Source organism: Streptomyces sp. NBC_00076, assembly GCF_045041235.1.
Lineage (GTDB): Bacteria > Actinomycetota > Actinomycetes > Streptomycetales > Streptomycetaceae > Streptomyces.
The window spans coordinates 4,115,557-4,132,884 of sequence record NZ_CP108242.1 but is presented as its reverse complement, the minus strand read 5'-3'; the positions used below and the strand labels follow the sequence as shown (position 1 = coordinate 4,132,884).

Annotated in this window: 15 protein-coding genes; 10 read left to right on the top strand and 5 right to left on the bottom strand. The window is 70.6% G+C overall.

The annotated features are described in order from the left end of the window. Positions 1 to 486 precede the first annotated feature (486 nt). From OHA64_RS18690 to OHA64_RS18675, 4 genes are read left to right on the top strand one after another with little or no spacing between them, the layout of a single operon-like run. Entirely contained in the window at positions 487 to 1,287 is an 801-nt protein-coding gene (locus OHA64_RS18690) for an ABC transporter permease (protein ID WP_405614409.1), read from the top strand. 49 nt (positions 1,288 to 1,336) lie between these two features. Then, on the top strand, positions 1,337 to 2,101 hold the full coding sequence (locus tag OHA64_RS18685; protein WP_405624013.1) for an ABC transporter permease: 765 nt from the start codon (positions 1,337 to 1,339) through the stop codon (positions 2,099 to 2,101). Positions 2,102 to 2,107: 6 nt separating this feature from the next. Then, entirely contained in the window at positions 2,108 to 3,145 is a 1,038-nt protein-coding gene (locus OHA64_RS18680; protein WP_405614407.1) for an ATP-binding cassette domain-containing protein, read from the top strand. 33 nt (positions 3,146 to 3,178) lie between these two features. Beyond that, positions 3,179 to 4,048 carry a DUF1707 domain-containing protein gene (locus tag OHA64_RS18675; protein WP_405614405.1) on the top strand — a complete coding sequence of 290 codons (870 nt, stop codon included), beginning with the start codon at positions 3,179 to 3,181 and terminating at the stop codon, positions 4,046 to 4,048. A gap of 92 nt (positions 4,049 to 4,140) precedes the next feature. On the opposite strand, the gene OHA64_RS18670 is transcribed toward OHA64_RS18675, so the two are convergent. Then, positions 4,141 to 4,887 (bottom strand): SDR family oxidoreductase, encoded by a 747-nt coding sequence (locus OHA64_RS18670; protein ID WP_405614403.1) that lies wholly within the window; start codon positions 4,885 to 4,887, stop codon positions 4,141 to 4,143. Between the two features lie 106 nt (positions 4,888 to 4,993). Between OHA64_RS18670 and OHA64_RS18665 the strand changes: the two genes are divergently transcribed. Further along, entirely contained in the window at positions 4,994 to 5,602 is a 609-nt protein-coding gene (locus OHA64_RS18665; RefSeq protein WP_405614401.1) for a TetR/AcrR family transcriptional regulator, read from the top strand. 119 nt (positions 5,603 to 5,721) lie between these two features. Here OHA64_RS18665 and OHA64_RS18660 read toward each other — a convergent pair whose 3' ends face one another. Then, entirely contained in the window at positions 5,722 to 7,062 is a 1,341-nt protein-coding gene (locus OHA64_RS18660; RefSeq protein WP_405614399.1) for an SGNH/GDSL hydrolase family protein, read from the bottom strand. A 216-nt stretch (positions 7,063 to 7,278) separates the two neighbouring features. On the opposite strand from OHA64_RS18660, the gene OHA64_RS18655 reads away from it, so the two are divergent. Together OHA64_RS18655 and OHA64_RS18650 are read left to right on the top strand one after the other, a co-directional pair. Then, positions 7,279 to 8,670, top strand: coding sequence for a DUF445 domain-containing protein (locus tag OHA64_RS18655; RefSeq protein WP_405614397.1), 1,392 nt, complete (start codon positions 7,279 to 7,281; stop codon positions 8,668 to 8,670). Between the two features lie 54 nt (positions 8,671 to 8,724). After that, a complete protein-coding gene (locus tag OHA64_RS18650; protein WP_405614395.1) occupies positions 8,725 to 10,272 on the top strand; it encodes an MFS transporter in 1,548 nt (515 codons plus the stop codon). A gap of 19 nt (positions 10,273 to 10,291) precedes the next feature. Here the strand turns inward: OHA64_RS18650 and OHA64_RS18645 are convergent, their stop codons facing one another. Both OHA64_RS18645 and OHA64_RS18640 read right to left on the bottom strand, forming a co-directional pair. Further along, positions 10,292 to 11,752: an alginate lyase family protein gene (locus tag OHA64_RS18645; RefSeq protein ID WP_405624012.1), complete on the bottom strand. Its 1,461-nt coding sequence runs from the start codon at positions 11,750 to 11,752 to the stop codon at positions 10,292 to 10,294. Positions 11,753 to 11,998: 246 nt separating this feature from the next. Beyond that, on the bottom strand, positions 11,999 to 12,301 hold the full coding sequence (locus OHA64_RS18640) for a hypothetical protein (RefSeq protein WP_405614393.1): 303 nt from the start codon (positions 12,299 to 12,301) through the stop codon (positions 11,999 to 12,001). Positions 12,302 to 12,550: 249 nt separating this feature from the next. Between OHA64_RS18640 and OHA64_RS18635 the strand changes: the two genes are divergently transcribed. Then, on the top strand, positions 12,551 to 13,330 hold the full coding sequence (locus OHA64_RS18635; protein ID WP_405614391.1) for an alpha/beta fold hydrolase: 780 nt from the start codon (positions 12,551 to 12,553) through the stop codon (positions 13,328 to 13,330). Positions 13,331 to 13,385: 55 nt separating this feature from the next. Here OHA64_RS18635 and OHA64_RS18630 read toward each other — a convergent pair whose 3' ends face one another. Next, entirely contained in the window at positions 13,386 to 14,708 is a 1,323-nt protein-coding gene (locus OHA64_RS18630) for an alpha/beta hydrolase (protein WP_405614389.1), read from the bottom strand. A 96-nt stretch (positions 14,709 to 14,804) separates the two neighbouring features. Here OHA64_RS18630 and OHA64_RS18625 point away from each other — a divergent pair, with 96 nt between their 5' ends. Next, positions 14,805 to 15,422, top strand: coding sequence for a TetR/AcrR family transcriptional regulator (locus tag OHA64_RS18625; protein WP_405614387.1), 618 nt, complete (start codon positions 14,805 to 14,807; stop codon positions 15,420 to 15,422). 179 nt (positions 15,423 to 15,601) lie between these two features. Then, on the top strand, positions 15,602 to 17,281 hold the full coding sequence (locus tag OHA64_RS18620; RefSeq protein WP_405614385.1) for a glycosyltransferase: 1,680 nt from the start codon (positions 15,602 to 15,604) through the stop codon (positions 17,279 to 17,281). Positions 17,282 to 17,328: the final 47 nt, after the last annotated feature.

Sequence of the window (17,328 nt, the reverse complement as noted above, 5' to 3'; positions counted from 1 at the left end):
ACCACGCGTTCCGTTCCCGGATATGGCGCGCGTCTCGCCCGGAAAATGGCCCGCCCGCCCGGCCATCCGCGCATCGGGCTCCTGTGCTTCGGCGTCCGGTGCGGGTGAGGAGGGGCGTGTGTGCGCATTCGGGGCGGTTGTACGCGCCGTCGTGGCGGGGGCTCCCGACGATACGCGACGTATCGGGCGGCGACGGTCGCCGGGGTGGCAGGTCCGGAGGCGCTGGAGTCCGCTCTCCCAGAGGCGTCTCAACAGCAGTGATTCGGTGGCGAGTTGACCCATGCGACCGGCGGGGCAGGGCCCCCGAGTTCATGACCGGCAGGGCCCCGAACCCATGACCGGCAGGGCCCCGAACCCATGACGGGCAGGGTCTCGGCCCCCTTCGTCGGCCGCTCTCGGCGGTGGGAAAACGGCTCGCCCGCCCGGTCGCCCCCGTACTAGGCTCCTGCGCTTCGGTGTCCGGCGCGGGTGAGGAGGGCCGTGGGTGTGGGTTCGGCACGGCTGTACGCGGCCGTCGCGGCGGGGGGATTCCGGCGGTACGCGACATATCGGGTGGCCACGGCGGCGGGGGTGTTCACGAACACCGTCTTCGGGCTGATCCTCGTCTACACCTACCTGGCGTTGTGGGACGAGCGGCCGCACCTGGGGGGTTACGACCAGACGCAGGCGGTGACCTACGTGTGGCTGGGACAGTGCCTGTACGCGACCCTCGCCATCCAGGGCGGCGGCGTGGAGAAGGATCTGATGGCCCGCATCCGCACGGGCGAGATCGCCATCGATCTGTACCGGCCGGCCGACCTGCAGCTGTGGTGGCTGGCGAGCGACCTGGGCCGGGCGCTGTTCCAGACCCTGGGGCGGGGTGTGATCCCGTTCGCCTTCGGGGCGCTGTTCTTCCCGATGGCGTTGCCGGCGGACGTCAGCACCTGGGTGGCGTTCCTGGTCGCGCTGCTGCTGGCGATGGTCGTCAGCTTCGGGATCCGCTATCTGGCGGCCCTGAGCATGTTCTGGCTCATGGACGGCACTGGCGTCAACCAGGCCCTGATGGTCCTGGGGGTCTTCTGCTCGGGCATGACACTGCCGCTGAACGCCTTCCCGGGCGCGCTCGGCGACGTCGTCCGGGTGCTGCCGTGGGCGGCACAGCTCCAGATGCCGGCGGACGTGCTGATGGGGGAGACCGCCCCGCTGGGGGCGTACGCGTTCCAGGCGGTGTGGGCGGTGGTGCTGCTGTGGGCGGGGCGGCTGCTGCAGTCGGCCGCGACCCGCCGGGTGGTGGTGCAGGGTGGGTGAGCACAACCGCCTGACGGAGGGGCTGCGGGCCTATCGGCTGATCGCCGGGATGTGGATCAGGTCGGCCATGACCTACCGCGTCTCCTTCGGTGTCACGGTGTTCGGCAACCTGCTGGTGACCGGGCTGGACTTTGTCGCGATCCTGCTGATGTTCTCGCAGGTCGACTCGCTCGGCGGGTGGACGCTGCCCGAGGTCACCTTCCTGTACGGGCTGTCCGCGACCGCGTTCGGGATCGCCGACCTGGTGTTCGGCTCCATGGACGTGCTGGGCGCCCGGATGCGCGACGGCTCCTTCGACACCCTGCTGGTACGGCCCGCCCCGGTGCTCGCCCAGGTCGGCGCGGACCACTTCGCGCTGCGCCGCCTGGGCCGGATCACCCAGGGCGCGCTGGTGCTGGGCTGGGCGCTGCTGTCGGTCGACGTCGTCTGGACTCCGGCGAAGGTGCTGCTGGTGCCGGTGATGCTGGTGAGCGGCGCGGCGATCTTCGGGGCGCTGTTCGTGGCGGGCGCCGCGTTCCAGTTCCTGGCGCAGGACGCCGCCGAGGTGCAGAACGCGTTCACGTACGGCGGCACCACGCTGTTGCAGTATCCGCCGACCGTGTTCGGGAAGGACCTGGTGCGCGGGGTGACGTTCATGCTGCCGCTCGCCTTCGTCAACTGGGTGCCCGGGAGCTATGTGTTGGGGCGGCCGTATCCGCTCGGGCTGCAGCAGTGGGTGGCGTTCACGCCCCCGCTGGTGGCGGTGGCGTGCTGTGCGCTCGCCGGGCTGGCCTGGCGGGCGGGGCTGCGGTCGTATCGGAGTACGGGGAGCTGAGGACTGATGGACACGGACACGGACACGGACGCGGGCACGGGCTCCCTGGACACGCGTTTCATCGAGGTGGACGGGCTGGAGAAGGTCTTCGACGTGCGTCGTAAGACCGGCTTCATGAAGCGGGAACGGCGTCAGGTGCGGGCGGTCGACGCGCTCTCCTTCTCCGTGGCGCGCGGTGAGATGGTCGGTTACATCGGCCCGAACGGCGCCGGGAAGTCGACGACCATCAAGATGCTGACCGGCATCCTGACGCCGAGCGGCGGCCGGCTGCGGGTCGCGGGCATCGACCCGTCCCGGGAGCGGATCCGGCTGGCGCACCGGATCGGGGTGGTGTTCGGGCAGCGTACGACGCTGTGGTGGGACCTTCCGCTGATCGACTCGTACCGGCTGATGCACCGCATGTACCGCATCCCCGACGGCCGTTACCGCGAGAACCTCGACCGGCTCGTCGAACTCCTCGGTCTGGCAGACCTGTTGGACGTCCCCGTGCGTCAGCTCTCGCTCGGCCAGCGGATGCGCGGCGACATCGCGGCGGCCCTGCTGCACGACCCGGAGGTGCTGTACCTCGACGAGCCGACCATCGGGCTGGACGTCGTCTCCAAGGCCAGGGTGCGGGAGTTCCTGCGGGAGGTGAACACCGAGCGGGGCACGACGGTGCTGCTGACCACGCACGACCTCCAGGACATCGAGCAGTTGTGCTCGCGGGTGATGGTCATCGACCACGGGCGGCTCATGTACGACGGCGCGCTGGCCGGGCTGCACGAGGCGGGGGAGAGCGAGCGGACCCTGGTGGTGGACCTGGAACGTGAGCTGCCGCCGATCGACGTGCCGCCGCCCGCGCGGGTGGTGAAGGTGGACGGGCCCCGGCAGTGGGTGGCCTTCCCGGCGTCTCAGTCGGCGGCTCCGCTCGTCGCGCGGATCGCGGCGGAGTACCCGTTGTTGGACCTGTCGGTGCGGGAGCCGGACATCGAGGCCGTGATCGCGAAGATGTACGAGGAGGGGCGCGGGGCGGACGAGCGCGCAGTGCCGGGCTCGATCGCATAGTGCCCGGCGCCGACACCTCGTAGGCTGCTGGGTATGACCGAGGATGCTCCGGAGCTGCGCGCCTCCGACGCCGATCGTGACCGAGTCACCGAGGTCCTGCGGGACGCCCTCGCGGAGGGGCGTCTCGACATGGAGGAGTTCGAGGAGCGCCTGGACGCCACGTACAAGGCCCGCACGTACGGCGAGCTCGCTCCGATCACCCGGGATCTGCCGTCCGCCCCGTCCCCCGCGTCCGCCGGGACAGCACCTCGAGTCTCGATGAGCAAGGAGCCGGCGCCGAGCGGGAGTTGGGCGGGCCGGATCACCGGCCGTGAGGGGTCGTCGACGTGGGCCGTCGCCGTCATGTCGGGCTTCCAGCGCAAGGGCCGCTGGACGGTACCGAGGCGGTTCAACTGCTTCGCCTTCTGGGGCGGCGGCGAGATCGATCTGCGGGAGGCGGACTTCGAGGCCGGCGAGGTCGAGATCAACTGCATCGCGATCATGGGCGGGATGCAGGTGATCGTGCCGCCCGGCGTCGAGGTCGTGGTGCGTGGGATCGGCGTCATGGGTGGCTTCGACCACCGTGAGGAAGGCGTGCCGGGCGATCCGGGCGCCCCGCGGGTGATCGTGACGGGCTTCGCCTTCTGGGGCGGCGTCGGCGTCGAGCGCAAGGTCACCCGGGCCGAGCGGCAGCGCCTGAAGGAGGAGCGCCGCCAGGAGAAGCTGGAGCGCAAGGAGTCCCTGCGGGAGCTCGGGGAGTCGTATCGCGACGACGCCCTCGAGGCTCACCGCAGGATGCTAGACGGCCATCACGACCTGATGCGCGAGCGGAAGCGGGAGCGCCAGGAGGAGCGGGACCGGCGCCGGGAGGCACAGGACCAGCGCCGTGAGGCACGGGACCGGCGCCGCGACCGCGAGTACTGACCGCGGACGGGTACTGGTCGCGGGCGCCGGTACGCGCGTACGTCACGGATCGTCCCCGCTGGTGATCGCGCGGCGGATGGGGCGCCCGCGCGTCAGACCTGGTTCTCGCCGCCGTCGACGTACAGGTTGGCTCCGAGGATGAACCTGCTCTGCTCGGAAGCGAGGAAGACCACCGCGTCGGCGACCTCGTCCGGGTGTCCGATCCGGCCCAGGGGGACGTTCGCGGCGAACTGTGCCTTGGTGACGGGTGTGTCTCCCGCGGTCACGGCGTCGAGTGCGGGAGTGTCGATGGTGCCCGGGGAGACCGCGTTGACCCGGATGCCGCGGTCCTTGAGCTCGTTGGCCCAGGTCCGGGTGAAGGACCGTATCGCCGCCTTGGAGGCCGCGTACGTGCCGAACGCCGCGACACCGTCGTCGGCGCGCACCGAGGAGTTCAGGATCACCGACGCGCCGTCGTTGAGCAGCGGCAGCGCCTTCTGCACCGTGAACAGTGTGCCCCGGACGTTGACGCCGAAGATCTCCTCGACGTGGTCCTCGGTGACCTGCTCCAGCGTCGCGAACGAGGCGCTGCCGGCATTTGCGAACACCACGTCCAGGCCCTGGCCCCGGGCGCGGACCGTGTCGTAGAGCCGGTCCAGGTCGGCCAGGTCGGAGATGTCGCCCACCACCGGGGTGGCCCTGTCCGGGCCGATGGTCTCGACGGCGGCGTCCAGCGCGGCCTTGCGTCGGCCGGTGATGAAGACGTGCGCGCCCTCTGCTGCCAGCCGGACGGCGGTGGCCAGGCCGATCCCGGTGCCGCCGCCGGTGACGACGGCGGTCTTGCCTTCGAGCTGTCCCATGACGATTGACCTCCCCAAAATTGAGTACCGATCGGTACTGATCGGCTACCGAACGGGACCGTAGCACATCTGCACCGATCGGTACGGAAGAGGTAGGATCGATGGCATGGATTCGCGTCAGAAGGCACCGATCGGCCGACCGAGGGGTTTCGACACCGACGAGGCCCTTGAACGCGCCATGCGGGTCTTCTGGGGACAGGGTTACGAAGGCGCCAGCCTCACCGATCTCACCAACGCCATGGGCATCACCCGCACCAGCATGTACGCGGCCTTCGGCAACAAGGAGGACCTGTTCCGCAAGGCCCTGGAGCGCTACACCGAGGGCCCCGCCTCGTACGGGGCCCGGGCTCTGAAGGAACCGACCGCCCGTGAGGTGGCCACCGCGTTCCTCAACGGCTCCGTCCGGACCACCACCCGCCCCGGCTGCCCCGCCGGGTGCCTCGGCGTCCAGGGGTCCCTCGCCGCCGGTGACCCGGGGAGCAGTGCCCGCGACGCCCTCACCGCCTGGCGCAACGAGCACATCTCCCTGCTCCGCGACCGGTTCCGGCGAGCCGTCGACGAAGGCGACCTGCCCCCCGACACCGATCCCGGACTACTCGCCCGCTATCTCATGACCGTGGCCAACGGCATCGCCGTGCAAGCCGCGGGCGGCGCCACCCGCGACGACCTCCAGCAGGTGGCCGACATGGCCCTGCGAAGCTGGCCACCTGCCTGAAGGCCGTGACGGTCGAGGGCCCTGACGGTCGAGAGCCCTGACGACTGAGGGTGCCGGCGACCGAGTGCGCCGTCGGAGGATCCGCGGAGCGGAACAGACGCTGCGGAGCGGAACGGACGCTAGAGCTGCGCCGGTGCCGAACCCTTCAGGGAGTCCAGGTCGAACGCCGCCGCCATCGCCTCGTACCCCTTGTCGCTGGGGTGGAGGTGGTCGCCCGAGTCGTAGTCGGAGCGGAACCTGCGGGGGTCGTACGGGTCCTGGACGGCCTTGTCGAAGTCGACGACGGCGTCGTAGACGTGGCCCGCGCGGATCTGGGCGTTGATCGCCTGGCGGACGTTCTCGCGGGCGGCGGAGTAGCCGCGGTGGCCGCCGAAGGGCATCAGGGTCGCGCCGACGACCTTGATGCCGCGGGCGTGGGCCTGGCGGACCAGGGTGCGCAGACCGTCGAGAACGCTGTCGGGGTCGGCCAGCCGGGGGTTGCGCAGGATGTCGTTGATGCCGAGGTCCACGACGGCGACCTTGACGTTCGTCCGGCCGAGCACGTCCCGGGCGAAGCGGCTCACGCCGGCCTCGTTCTCGGCGGGGCGGCCGAGGCCGTCGGCGAGGACCTGGTTGCCGCCGATTCCCTGGTTGACGACGCTGTAGCGGGGCACGTCGTCGCCTGCCTCGATGGCCGTGTGCAGCCGGTCGGACAGCAGGTTCGGCCAGCGCCGGTTGGTGTTGTCGGTGGAGCCGACGCCGTCGGTGAGCGAGTCGCCGAAGGCCACGACGGTGCCGTCGGCCTCGTCGCTGAGCACGTCCAACGCGGTCAGGTAACGCCAGTACTCGGTCTGCTCGGTGTACGCGGTGCCGGTCGGGTCCTCGGTGCGGTCACCGACGGCGGCGTACGAGATCTGACGGGCGCGCGGGTGGTAGGTGACCGGGCCGGACGCCGTGGGGGAGTACGTGGTCACCAGGATGTCGCTGTACGCCGGGACGCGGATCGCGACGGTGTCGCTCAGCACCTGCTGTCCGGCCGGGACCACGACGACGGTGTTGCCGCCGAAGGTCAGGCGCCGCATGGTCTCCGCGGCCGCCTCGGCGGTGCCGTTGCCTGCCGCGACGGCGATCGTGGCGTGCGTGATGGTCAGCGGCGACTGGCCGTAGAGATTGGACAGCGTGATACGGGCACTCGTACCGCCGATGGTGGTGTGGACGACGTTGCGCACCGAACGGCCGGCCATGCCGGTGGTCTCGGTGCCGGGCTCGCCGCCGACCGGGGAGGCGGACCAGGTGCCGACCCAGACCCCGGAGGAGGCGGGGGCGGCGGAGTTGTGCGGGGCGCGGGCCCCGGAAAGGGTGGTGGTGCTGCTCTCGCCGCTGCCGTGGCCGGAGTCGACTCCGACGTATATGGCCGCGGACAGGACGACGATCAGAGCGATGATCGTGCTGAGCAGCGCATAACCGTGACGCTTGGTCATGCGGTTGTGTGTCTCCTTGGAATGGGAGCCCGAGGCTCCGGTGTGATCACCTCATGATGCGTCATGAAGTCAGGGGTAGTTGAACAGGACCCCCCTTTGGGCCGCGGAGTTCCCCGTGAATTCCCCCACCCGACAGACGTCGGGAACTCTTGTTCCGTTCCAGGAGTCGGTCAGGAAGGGACAATGTGTGCAGGGGATCACGAACGGGTGGAGTGGATGGAACGTACGAAACCTGAAAAAAAGGGATCATCCGGCGTCGGGCGGGATGCCCGGGCGACGGTGACCGGTGACCGTGCCGTCCCCTATTCGGCCGCCAGCGGAGTGCCCGCCGCGGCCGCCCGTGCCATGAACACGTTCAGCGAGGCGGACGCGGAGAAGCAGCGCGGCGTGCGCCGCATGAAACTCACCGCGGCCGGACTGCTGCTGTTCGTCGCGGTGGTGTACGTCCTCGCGAAAGTGGCCTCGAACGAGGGCGCGGGGGCTTGGGCGGCCTATGTCGCCGCGGCCGCCGAGGCCGGCATGGTCGGCGCGCTCGCCGACTGGTTCGCGGTCACCGCCCTCTTCCGCCACCCGCTCGGCCTGCCCATCCCGCACACCGCGATCATCCCCAAGAAGAAGGACCAGCTCGGCGTCACCCTGGGCGAGTTCGTCGGCGAGAACTTCCTCTCCGAGGACGTCGTACGGCAGCGGCTGCGAGCGGTCGGCATCGGCAGCCGGCTCGGCACCTGGCTGGCACAACCCGAGCACGCGGACCGGGTGACGGCGGAGCTGTCGGCGGCACTGCGGGGCGCCCTGACCGTCCTGCGTGACGCGGACGTCCAGGCCGTGGTCGGCGAGGCGATCACCCGGCGGGCCGACGCGCAGGAGATCGCGCCCGGCATCGGCAAGATGCTGCAGAAGGTCGTGGCCGACGGGGGCCACCGCCGGGCCGTCGACCTGATCGTCGCCCGGGCGCACGACTGGCTGGTGCTGCACAGCGACTCCGTGATGGACGCCGTACAGGGCGGGGCGCCCGGCTGGACCCCCAGGTTCGTCGACAAGAAGGTCGGCGAACGGGTCTACAAGGAACTCCTGCGGTTCTGCGCGGAGATGCGGGACATGCCCTCCCACCCGGCCCGCGGCGCCCTCGACCGCTTCCTCACCGACTTCGCCTCCGACCTCCAGTCCGACACGGACACCCGCGCGCGCGTCGAGCGGCTCAAGGGTGAGGTGCTGGGCCGCGGCGAGGTCCAGGACCTGATCGCCTCCGCGTGGACCGCCGTCCGCTCCATGATCGTCTCGGCCGCCGAGGACGAACGCAGCGAACTGCGGCTCAGGGTGCGCGCCTCACTGCTGTCCCTGGGGTCCCGGATGGCCGCCGACCCGAAGGTCCAGGGCAAGGTCGACGGCTGGGTCGAGGGCGCGGCGGTCTACGTCGTCACCACCTACCGCGCGGAGATCACCTCCCTGATCACCGACACGGTGGCCGGCTGGGACCCCGAGCACACCACCCGGAAGATCGAGGCGAACATCGGCCGCGACCTCCAGTTCATCCGGATCAACGGCACGGTGGTCGGCTCGCTCGCGGGGCTGCTGATCTACACGGTGTCGCGGGCACTGGGGGCGTAGGCGCGCTGGTTGCGGGCACTCGCCGGGCGTTCTCGCTCGATGAGGAGGGAGCCCATGACCACCGCGCAGGCCCAGACCGGCCGAACGATCACGAGCAACATCCCCGCCCGCCTCGACCGCCTCCCGTGGTCGCGCTGGCACTGGACCATCGTCATAGGCCTCGGCACCGTGTGGATCCTCGACGGTCTCGAAGTCACGGTCGTCGGCAACATCGCCGGCCGCCTGTCGGAGCCCGGCAGCGGACTGCCGATCACCTCCGGCCAGGTCACCGGTATCGCCGCCGCGCTCTATGTGGCCGGTGCCTGTCTGGGCGCCCTCTTCTGGGGCCGTCTCACCGACAAGTGGGGCCGCAAGAAGCTGTTCATGATCACCCTCGCGGTGTATCTCGCGGCCACCGCGCTCACCTCCGTGTCCTTCGACACCTGGTGGTTCCTCACCTTCCGCTTCCTGACCGGCTTCGGCATCGGCGGCGAGTACGCGGCCATCAACTCCGCGATCGACGAGCTGATCCCGGCCCAGTACCGCGGCCGGGTCGACCTGATGATCAACGGCAGCTTCTGGCTGGGCGCGGTCGGCGGTTCGCTGCTGTCGATCCTCGCGCTGAACACGGACTTCTTCGCGGCGAACGTCGGCTGGCGGCTGACCTTCGCCCTGGGTGCCGCCCTCGCCCTGGTGATCCTCCTGGTACGCCGTCACGTTCCGGAGAGCCCACGCTGGCTGCTGATCCACGGCCGCGACGAGGAGGCGGAACGGATCGTGTCCTCGATCGAGAAGCGGGTCGAGGCCGAGACGGGCGAACCCCTCGCGCGGCCCGAGGGCGAGATCACCATCCACCAGCGCCGGAGCGTCAGCTTCGTGGAGATCGGCCGCACCGTCTTCTCCGACTACCGCCGACGGGCCGTCCTCGGCTTCTCCCTCTTCATCGGCCAGGCGTTCCTGTACAACGCGATCACCTTCGGCTTCGGCGCCATCCTCACCACGTTCTACGACGTGCCGACCGGCGACACCGGGTACTACTTCGCCGTCATCGCCGTCGGCAACTTCTTCGGCCCGCTGCTGCTCGGGAAGCTCTTCGACACGGTCGGCCGCAAGGTGATGATCTCCTCGACCTACATCCTCTCCGGCCTGCTCCTGTTCGGCACGGCCTGGCTGTTCGACCGGGGCTCGCTGAGCGCGGGCACCCTGACGGCCTGCTGGTGCGCGGTCCTGTTCTTCGCCTCCGCGGGCGCCTCCAGCGCCTACCTCACGGTCTCCGAGGTCTTCCCGATGGAGACCCGCGCGATGTCCATCGCCTTCTTCTACGCCATCGGCACCGCCGCCGGCGGCATCAGCGGCCCCCTGCTGTTCGCCGAACTCACCGGCACCGGCAAGGTCGGCGACACGGTCCTCGCCTTCCAGATCGGCGCGGCCCTGATGTGCCTGGCCGGCCTGGTGGCAGCGGCCCTCGCAGTACGCGCGGAACGCCGCTCCCTGGAGGACATCGCCACGCCGCTGACGGCGGCGTCGGAGCCGGGGTCGGCGTCAGGGTCTGTGGCATCGGCGGCGACGGGGTCGACAGGGGAGGGAGCTTCGGGGTCGGGGTCGCGGGCGGCTACGGCGTAGCGGGATTTCGGGGCTCGCGTCACGACCCCGCGCGGCGCGCCTGGTCCCGGCGGCGCAGGAACAGCAGGCCTCCGGCGATCGCGGTGACGCCCGCGGCGGCCGTCCAGCCGACGATGTCGTCGGAGCCGGTGGCCGCGAGATCGTCGTCGGCCCGGGCTGACGCCGACGCGGAGCCGGACGGTGAGGCGGACGCGGCCGTCTGGGGCCGGGGGCCGGAACCGGTGCCCCCGCCGGAGGCCGAGGCGCCGCCGCCCGCCGGGCTGGGGCCGGCCGACGGGTCGGCCGCCCGGTCCCGCGTGAACGCCAGTGTGCCGAAGCCGAGTTGGTCGTAGCCGCCGCTGTTGGGGCCGTAGTCCCCGCCGCCGCCCTCGGGCGCGGACTGGGCGGCGATCCGGGTGAGGTACGTGGCGGACAGCCCGCGCCGCTTGGTGTAGTGGTTGGCGATCATCGCCCAGATCGGCCGCCGCATGCCCGGGTCCACGGCGGCGGCGTCGGCGGCGGTCTCCCGGCCGGACCAGCCGTTCACCGCGCCCTTCGCCCGGGTGTTGGCGGTGTACGCCACGTCACCGCCCATGCTCCACTTGGCCACGTACTGGGCGCCCTTGAGGAAACGGCTGTCGTCGTAGCCGTACAGGTCGATGCCCTGGTTCCAGGCCATCTCGCAGACCGTGCCCATCAGGCCCACACCGAGCAGCGCGTGCCCCTGGTCCCGGCCAGCCTCCAGCCACTCGCCGAGGCCGTCGTCGTGCACGACGGGGATGGCGTGCCGGACCGAGCCGAGGCCGTCGCCGTGCTTGAAGTAGTCGACGGCACGGGCGACTTGGGCCTTGTCGTCGCAGAGGATGCCGGTGGCCAGGACACAGGCCAGGGCGGTGAGGTCCCAGTTGGTCCAGTAGTTGGTGACGACGGCGCCGTTGTGATCGGCCAGGAAGCTGTCGCTGAGCGGCGCGAAGACGGTGCTCAGCATGGACTGGAACCGGCCCAGGTCGAAGTCGGGGTGGTCGCGGACGAGTTCGGCGGCGTTCGCGAACTGGTAGCCGTAGAGCCCGGCGGCGAGGAAACGGTCGGCGCTGCCTTCGAGGGCGGTCAGCTCGGCCGACCAGGCGTTCAGGATCGCGACGGAGGTGTCGAGGTGCGCGCTGTCGCCGCTGACGTGGCCGCGCAGGGCGTTCTGGTAGGCGGCGTGGATGTCGTTGTACAGGATCGTGTAGTTCTGCGGGCTGCCCGACCCCCGGTACACGGTGGCCCGCGGATTGGCCCGCCAGCCGCTCTGTGCATGCCGGTTGGCGGTCAGCTTGGCGAAGCCGGCGGTGTGGGAGGCCGACCCCGCCTTCACCTTGGCCGCCATCCGCTCCAGGTCGGCGCGGGCGTGCAGCAGCCCGGGGTGCGCGGAGGAGGGGTTCGCCGCGGCGGCAGGGGCCTGCGTGAGCGTCGTACCGATGGCGACGGCCCCGGCGGCCGTACCCGTGGCCCTCAGCATGCTCCGGCGGCTGATCTGTCGTGTCACGTGCTCGCACCTCAACGTCGTAAGTCACGTACCTGGCAGGGACGTTGAGGAGACGCGCGGGAGGTGGGGGCGATAACGAAAACTGGGGCGCGCCGACGAGGAACTGCGACGAGCTACGCCGACCGGTCACGCCGACGTGAGACGGAACGCACCGCCCCCGTCGCCCCCGACCTCGGCGTGGAGGTCGAGGACGCCGAGGCCACGTCGCGTCGCCGTGGCTCAGCCGTTCCGGTCGGCGACCGCCCACGACGCCAGGGCCACCGCGCCCGCCACCCCGAAGACGGCAGGCCAGGGGCCCACCTTCTTGGCCAGGGGGTGGGACCCGGCGAAGGCGGCGACGTACGCCGCCGTCAGCGCGCCCGCGGCCTTCCCGCCCGCCTGTTCCCGCCACTGCCGCGCGGCCGCGGCCCCGGCGGCGACCAGCACGACCCCGCCCAGCTGCCGCTTCCTGGTCCACCGGGCCACGCCGTACCCGCCGACGATCCCACCCGCCGCGACCACCGCGCTGGGAACCTTCGCCATGCCTGCCTCCTGATCACCTGCACAACCGGCCGAATACCGAACCCCGAGGCTAACGCCCAGGTGGGCCGCCGCATCGAACCTGAGCCCAGGCCTGTCAAGTTCCCTCCCAAGTTCCCTCCGCGGGCAGTTGGGGATTGCCGGCCTACGCCTACGCCTACGCCTACGCCTACGCCTGGGCCCGGCGGTGACGTGCCGATCTCCGTGGTTACTCTCGTCCCACCACCGATCCTGACTACAGGGGAGCAGACTGTGCGTACCGCCACCGCCACGTCCGACGGTGACCAGATTCGCTGGGTGGAGCTGCCGGGACACGAGCCGTCCCGCGTCTACGTGCATGGTCTTGGTGCGACTTCGCCCGCCTACTTCGCCGAAGTCGCGGTCCATCCCCTGCTGGCCGGCCGACGTTCGCTGCTGATCGACTTGCTCGGACATGGCATCAGCGACCGGCCGACGGGCTTTGACTACACCCTGGAATCGCACGCCGACGCCCTCGCCGTGGCCCTGACCTCCGCGGGTGTCACCGGCGCCGAGCTGATCGCGCACAGTATGGGCGGCTCCGTGGCGATCGTCCTGGCCGCCCGTCACCCCCACCTGGTCTCCCGCCTCGTCCTGGTCGACGCCAACCTCGACCCGCTCCCGCGCACGCCCGGCTCCAGCGGCAGCAGCGGCATCGCCGCCTACTCCGAACAGGAGTTCCTGGCAGGCGGCTGGGAAGAGGTCCGCGACCGGGTCGGCCCCCACTGGTGGTCCACGATGCGCCTGGCCGGTCGGGAAGCCCTCCATCGGACCGCCACCCATCTCATCCGCGGGACCGATCCCACCATGCGCGAACTCCTGCTGGACCTGAAGATCCCCCGCACCTACCTGCTGCCCGAGGCCGACGGTCCGCTCCCCGGCACCGACGCGCTCACCGAGGCCGGGGTGTCCGTGGTCTCGGTCCCGGACTGCGGGCACAACATCATGCTCGACAACCCGCAGGCCTTCGTACGCGCCACCGCGGCCGCACTCACGGACCACGGCCGGCCGTAGCCGGCATGCGGGCACGACGCCCAGCTGACCGGGCGGAACGCGGGTTGCGGTGGCGTCACTTGCGCTCACGCAGGAAGTCGGGGATCTCCTCGCGAGTGGGGTGGTTCGCCAGAGGTGCCGGCTCGCCTCGGAGAAACGCGGTGACGACGGCGGCGGCCCGGTCGTTGTTGTCGTCCAGTCCGTTCCACATGTGATGCCCGACGCCGCGCATGTACTGCGTGCGCTGGATGGCGGGGTCATTGGCGAGGACGGTCGTCGCCCAGGGACGAACCTGGGAGGAGCACTCGGCGATCATCAGCATGGCGGGCGTCTTCGAGCGCCTCAGGTGCGGGGCGATGGAGGGGGAGTCCTTCACCGTCTGCTGGATGCGCAGGCTGGCGGCGGGACTGAAGGAGAAGTTTCGTGGCGTGTCTTCGGACGGAATGCGATGCGCGTCGCGCGCGCAGTACGCGGATGCGGTGTCGCTGCCGAGATCGGCGGCGGTGAAGGCATTGGCACCCTCAGCCTGACCGATCAGTCGGGTGTCGGGGCTGAGCAGTCCGAGTCGCATGAGGCCGAATGCCGTGGCGTACCGGGGCATGTGCGTTGACCGCGGTCCGCTCATCGCCGGTGCGAGGCCGCGTGCGGACGGACGTCCCTTGGGCTCGGTGATCCTCGCTGTGGGGCCGTCCATCGGGCCGGGCTCGGCGATGATCGCCCGGTGCGGCTGTGCGGTGACGGAGGGGTCGGCCAGGGCCCGGGTGAGCACGACCGCGCCTGACGAGAAGCCGAGGACGTCGACCTTGCCCGTGCTGTTGCCCTTGCTCCTGCTCACACGGTGGATGAAGGCGTTGAGGTCACGGACCGATCTGGAGATCGTGTACTGGTCCATGGGGAGCAGGTCGCTGCGTCCGCCGCCGGCCTGTTCGTAGGCGTAGACCTCGTGGCCCTGGCGTGCCAGGAGTTGCAGGAATCGGTGGTCGAGAACCGATATGCCGCGCACTGGTCCCCCGTTGAGGTACACCAGCGGAATCGGGTGTCGGGCGCCCGGGTCTGCGGGCGGGTAGTGATAGACCGCGACCCTGCTGCCGGTGGTCAGGCTCCAGTGCTGGGTGGCCACGAAGGGCAGGGCGGGCGGGTACTGCCGGGCCGTGGGCACGGTCGGGACGCAGACCGTCGCCGTCAACCCCGCCGCGACGACCACCGGCAGGAACGGCACGAGTCGCGCCGCCCGGGTACGACGCCGGCTCCGCCACAGCGCGGCGGCGGAAGCGACTCCGAGAGTCGTCAGCCAAGCGGCGAGTCCCGAGCCGGCCCCGTCCGTGAGGACGATCAACGCGAGAAAGACAACAACCAGCGACGCGACGGCAGTCAGCGCCAGCAGTAAGCGTCCGCTCAAGCGGACAAGTCGTACGGCGAAGGTGGACATGAAGGGCCCCCACGTTTCAGAACGTTGTTTCAAAACGACGTTATCAGAGGCGGTAGGCTTCTCGTCATGGGGAGACCGAGGACGAACGACGAGGCGGTCAAAGAGCGGCTGGTGGCGTGCGCGACCGAGATGCTCGCCAACGGGCCGCGAGAATCGGTCACCGTTCGCGCCGTGGCGGCTGCCGCCGGCACGTCGACGACGGCGGTCTACTCCCTGTTCGGCGGCAAGGACGGACTGATCGCAGCGGTGCGCGACCGGGCTGTCTCCGGCCTGTTCGAGGAGGTGTCGGCTGTGCCGACCTCCGAGGACCCCCTCGCCGACCTCCATGCCCTGGCGGTCGCCTATCGGCGATGGGGGTGCGGACACAGCCACCTGTACACGGTGCTGTTCGGAGGAGCGCAATCCTTCGATCCGTCGGGCGCGGTCGGCTCCCGTGACCCCATCCGGCCGCTCATCGAGGCGATCGACCGGGCCGTGGCGGGCTCACTCCTCGCCGGTGAGACGACGTCGATCGCGCTCTCGCTGTGGGTCACCCTGCACGGGCTTGTGACGCTCGAACTCGCCGGGGCTCTGGACGCACCCACGGCCGAGGCCGCGTTCCGATCCACGATTCACGCTGCCCTGCGCGGCTGGGCCACACCCGCGGTCTTCCGCGCCCTTCGCCGGGCCGAACCCGTCACCTGAAAGGGCAGGGCCGGAGTGGCGCCGCGGATGATCAGGAGTGATCGCGGATGATGGGGCGATCACGCCATACCTGAACGAATTCGCCTGAACATGTTCTCCTCGGGACAACCTTTGCCAGTACCTGAACGTCCGTAGAACGAGAACAGAACGACAGGTGACTTGGTCTCTTAGGGGGAGCGTTGACGCTCAAGGTCAGCATCGTGGTGCCCGTGTACAACGCCGGTCAGTACATCGATCTCTGCTCACCATCGCTCGTCAACCAGAGCCTCGGCCGAGACGCGTACGAGATCATCTACGTCGACGACGGCTCGACCGACGACTCCGCCGACCGCCTCGACCAGCTGGCGTCCCGGCACCCGCACGTACGCGTGGTCCGCCAGGAGAACTCCGGCTGGCCCGGCAAGCCCCGCAACGTCGGTGTCCGACTGGCCCGCGGCGAGTACGTCCAGTTCGTCGACCAGGACGACGAGCTCACCCCCCAGGCACTCGAACACCTCCACCGCCTCGCCCACCGCAACGGCTCCGACATCGTCCTGGGCAAGGTCGTCGGCACCATGGCGGGACCCAGCAACGTCTTCAAACGCACCGTCGACCACTGCACCGTCGAGACCGCGCCCCTGATGGAGAGCCTCACCCCGCACAAGATGTTCCGCCGCGACTTCCTTCTCACCCACGACCTCGCCTTCCCCGAGGGCCCGGTGCGCCTGGAGGACCAGCTCTTCATGGCCCGCGCCTACCTGCGCGCCAAGAAGGTCTCGATCCTCGCCGACCACCCCTGCTACGTATGGCAACGCCGGGACGACGGCGGCAACACCAGCAGCCGGGTGGTCACGCCCGAGGACTACTACGCACACCTGCGCACGGTCGTGGAGGCCATCAAGCAGGACACCCCACCCGGCCCGCTCCAGGACCACCTGTTACGCCGCTCCTACCGCGTCGAACTCCTCCGCCCGGTCGGCGAGTCCCGCGCCCTCAAACGCACCGGCAAGAACCTCGAACGCCACTTCACCGTCGTACGCCGCATGGCCCTCGACGCCTACCCGCCCGGCGTACGCGACGGCCTCCCGGGCATCACCCGGCTCAGAGCGCACCTGCTGGAGGAGGGCCACCTGGACTCCCTCGTGGAACTCGCCCGCCGCACCCAGGGGATCAGACCCGAGCTCACCGTCGACGACATCCGCTGGCGCGCCGGCAGACTCCACGTGACGACCACGATCGGCATGCGCCGACCCGACGGCCGCCCCCTCACCCTCGTCGAACGCTACGGCCGCATGCTTCTCGACCCCGACCTGCTGGCCGGCATCAAGGGCGCCGAGGACTGGGAGGCCGCGCACCCCCTCGGCCACGCCCACGGAGAACTCCTCCTCCACGACACCGCCCGCGACCTGTGGTGGTACCCGGACGCCGACCTCACCCCGCGCACCGAACCCCTCGGCGGCGGCCGCCACCGCGTGGTCCTCACCGGCGAGACGGTCATCGACCCGCTCACCCTGGCCGGCGGAGCCCCGATGGAACCCGGCACGCACGAGGTGTGGGCGAGCGGCCAGCTCCTCGGCGTGGGCCGCAGGGCCCGCGTCGTTCCGGACGGTCACCGTGCCGGTCTCGCCGCTGTCGGTGTCGGCACCCCGCCCCGGCTCGTCGTGCCCACCTGGTTCGGCCAGACCGGTCAACTCCGCCTGACCGTGGGGCAACCGGGCGACGCCACGGTCCGCGACCGCATCCTCCTCGGCACGACGGCGTCCCCCCGAGTCCGCCGAGCGGCCGGCACGGTACTCCGACACCTGCCTCCGGACGTACGCCGTCGCGCCCGAACCCTCGCACGCAGGGCGGACCCCTGGGGCCCCTACCGCAACAAGTGACGCAGCATCGCGGGAATAAGAAATCGCGCGAGAAAGAAGGAGAAAAG